The organism is Treponema sp., from assembly GCF_024696245.1.
Lineage (GTDB): Bacteria > Spirochaetota > Spirochaetia > Treponematales > Treponemataceae > Treponema_D.
This window is the reverse complement of record NZ_JAILGZ010000075.1, coordinates 1-3350: the sequence shown is the minus strand read 5'-3', so window position 1 is coordinate 3350 and position 3350 is coordinate 1. Positions and strand designations below refer to the sequence as shown.

The window sequence follows — 3350 nt, the reverse complement described above, 5'->3', positions numbered from 1 at the left end:
TGCCCTGGTGTTAAGGAAGGTGTAATAATTAAAGTTAAGGTTTAAGCTTAAGGAAGATGAGAGTCTGGCGGATATTCCTGCGGAGAAATCCCAGCTTTTGAAATAATTATAAAGATAATCTGCAAAGTCATAATAGTCTTTGGAGCCTAAATGACGGTCTTTTGCAAGGACAAAGGTAAAGGGGTAAAGGTTAAAGCCTGCATGAATTGTATAAAAGGGGCCTATATTTTTTTGCAGGGTAAGGCCTGTAAAAAAGGCAGCGGTTCTTACGTAATAATTGATTCCTGCAAGGTGGTATTTGCCGTCGGGAAAATAATGGGAATAAGAAGAATTCCACTCATGGGTTTTACCGTCACTTGTCCAGGAAGAGGAACCGTACCAGCCGTAACCGTTTTTTGCCTTATAGTAAGCTGATGAATAAAAAAAGCCTGTGCCAGGTATTAAGTCAATAAAGGTTCCCAGGCTTTTTTTACAGGCAAAGCTTGTCCTGAAGGAAAAGTTTTTTAAGCGGTCAGAAAGGGAATCATTGGCAATAGTGCAGTCAAATTTTGAATAGTTAAACTTTATTCCGGAAGTGGTCCAGTCGGAATCAGACATCCAGGCGGAATTATAGGGAATTGTAAAATCTGCCAGGGCTGAAAAAATAAAGGCAGTTTTAGGGCTGGCTGTTAATTCAGCTTTAAGATCAAGACCGTAAGTCATTACTGCCTTTTCGTTCCAGACAAGGAGGCTGGCCAATTGACTGGGGTCGCTTCCAAAAGTTCCCCCGTAATAAAGGCTTTCTTTTGAGGTGGAGTTTCTGAAGGAATAGCGGGGGGATAAATAAAATGCCAGGTCTGCGGAAAAAGATGAGAATCCTGCCAGAAAAAGCAGCATGGTGAGGAGTAGTTTTTTAGCAGGTCGATTCATGGTATAATAATAGCATTATTTTTATAAAAATAAAGATTCAGGGTAAAGCCGGGCATTTATTCATTCTTCGGAGATATTTTTATGAGGCAGTTTAAAGTTCATTCACCATACGAGCCTTCGGGAGACCAGCCGGAAGCTATACGTAAACTGGCAGAAGGTTTTAAAAGGGGTGACAAATATCAGACCTTAAAGGGTGTAACAGGTTCAGGTAAGACATTCACCATGGCAAAAATAATCGAAGAGGTGCAGCGCCCTACCCTTATTATCAGCCACAACAAGACTTTAAGTGCCCAGCTCTACAGGGAATTTAAGACATTTTTTCCGGAAAATGCCGTTGAGTACTTTGTAAGTTACTATGACTACTATCAGCCAGAAGCTTATGTTCCGGCAAGGGATCTTTACATAGAAAAAGATGCTGCCATAAACAAGGAGATAGATTCCTTAAGGCTGGCTGCTACCTATGCCCTGATGGAAAGGCGGGATGTTATAATCGTTGCCACTGTCAGCTGTATTTATGGTCTGGGTATGCCGGATCTGTATAAAGAAATGCGTACTCATGTGAGTTTAGGGGATGAACTTGATGCCCACAAACTGGCCCAGAAGCTTATTGGAGTTCAGTATCAGAGGAATGATGCTGTTCTTGAAAGGGGAAATTTCCGCATAAAGGGAGACACCATAGAAGTATTCCCTCCTTACATGGAAACAGACCAGGCTTACAGAATTGAACTGGACTTTGACGAGGTTTCCCGAATCAGGCGCTTTGACGTGCTTAATGGTACTGCCATAGAAGAGCTGGATGAACTTTACCTCTACCCTGCCAAGCACTTTGTTGTTCCTGAAGCAATGCTGCAGCAAGCTACAGAGCGTATAAATGCCGAGCTTGAAATGAGGCTGGAGGAATTAAGGAGTCAGGGTAAGATGCTGGAGGCTGAGCGTCTTAAGACCCGCACTACATACGACATAGAGATGATGAAGGAAATGGGCTACTGTTCCGGAATTGAAAACTACTCTGCCCCTATTGCAAACAGAAAGCATGGGGATCCTCCTGCAACCTTGCTGCATTACTTTCCGGATGACTTTTTGTGCCTGATAGACGAAGCCCATGTTACGGTTCCTCAGATAGGAGCCATGTACGAAGGGGACAGGAGCCGTAAGCAGAACCTGATAGACTTTGGATTCCGTCTGCCAAGTGCCCTGGATAACAGACCCCTTAAGGCAGATGAGTTTACTGCAAAGATGAATCAGGTTATTTATGTAACGGCAACGCCCCGTAAGGAAGAAATAAAGCAGTCTACCCAGATTGTAGAACAGCTTATTCGTCCTACAGGTCTTCTTGATCCGATTGTGGAAGTTCGTCCAAGTGAAGGTCAGATGCAGGATATTTATACTGAAGTTACTGCCCGGATTAAAAAGGGAGAGCGTTCCCTGCTTCTTACCCTTACTAAAAAAATGGCAGAGGACCTTACGGATTATCTTACGGAACTGGGAATTAAGTGTAAGTACATTCACTCGGAAATCGATACCTTTGAGCGTGTTGAGATTCTTAAGTCCCTTCGTACGGGAGAAATTGACGTTCTTATAGGCATTAACCTGCTTAGGGAAGGAATTGACCTGCCGGAAGTAAGTTTTATTGCCCTGCTGGACGCTGATAAAATCGGATTTTTAAGAAGTACCACTTCACTTATTCAGATTATAGGTCGTGCTGCCCGTAATGCGGAAGGTATGGTTGTAATGTATGCCGACAGAATGAGTGACGCCATGAAGGAAGCCATTGACGAAACTAAAAGGCGTCGATCAATTCAGGAAGCATACAATAAGGAACATGGAATTACCCCTAAGACAATTAAAAAGGCTGTTGAAGATATTCTTGTTCACGAAAAGGAAAATGCAGAAGAAAATGCCCAGGTAAATCTTGAGGTTCTTAAGAAAAGCGCAAATCTTTTTGTTCCGGCCCAGAGGAAAAAGCTTCTTACAGCCCTCAGGAAGGAAATGGAGGACTGTGCAGAAAGGCTTGATTACGAGCAGGCAGCAGTCATAAGGGACCAGATTCTTGATATTGAAAAGACTTACGGTAAATAAGCCCTTTTAGGCCTGTCGCCATTGACTAAAAGGAAGAATTTATATAAACTCCTCTAACTTATTGAATTCTTTTAGGTAGGTAACAAAATGTCAAGAACTTGTGATATTTGCGGAAAGCACCCGATTCACGGAAACAAAGTTAGTAAGTCATACAACCACACACGCCGCCAGTGGAAGCCAAATCTTGTAAAAGTAAAGACTGTAATCGGCGGAACAAGTATGACACTTAAGATCTGCACACAGTGTCTCAGAAGCGACTTTATTACAAAGAAAGTTTCTGTTCCAAAGCCAGCTGCAGAAGCAAAATAAGCAGACTACTGCTTTTGAAAGACCGCTCTATGTTAAAGGGCGGTTTTTTTTAT

General features: G+C 42.6%; 3 protein-coding genes. 2 read left to right on the top strand and 1 reads right to left on the bottom strand.

Annotation, left to right across the window (positions count from 1 at the left end; all coding sequences use genetic code 11):
• Positions 1 to 909 (bottom strand): hypothetical protein (locus tag K6D58_RS05225; protein ID WP_296828334.1); only part of this gene is annotated, 909 nt, incomplete at its 3' end.
• 81 nt (positions 910 to 990) lie between these two features.
• On the opposite strand from K6D58_RS05225, the gene uvrB reads away from it, so the two are divergent.
• Positions 991 to 2988 carry an excinuclease ABC subunit UvrB gene (uvrB, locus tag K6D58_RS05220; RefSeq protein WP_296828333.1) on the top strand — a complete coding sequence of 666 codons (1998 nt, stop codon included), beginning with the start codon at positions 991 to 993 and terminating at the stop codon, positions 2986 to 2988.
• 87 nt (positions 2989 to 3075) lie between these two features.
• Positions 3076 to 3297, top strand: coding sequence for a 50S ribosomal protein L28 (gene rpmB / locus K6D58_RS05215; RefSeq protein ID WP_296828332.1), 222 nt, complete (start codon positions 3076 to 3078; stop codon positions 3295 to 3297).
• Positions 3298 to 3350: the final 53 nt, after the last annotated feature.

Bases quoted from the DNA above. Each gene is read 5' to 3' on its own strand.
- uvrB (WP_296828333.1), top strand. From the start codon at position 991: ATGAGGCAGTTTAAAGTTCATTCACCATACGAGCCTTCGGGAGACCAG.
- rpmB (WP_296828332.1), top strand. From the start codon at position 3,076: ATGTCAAGAACTTGTGATATTTGCGGAAAGCACCCGATTCACGGAAAC.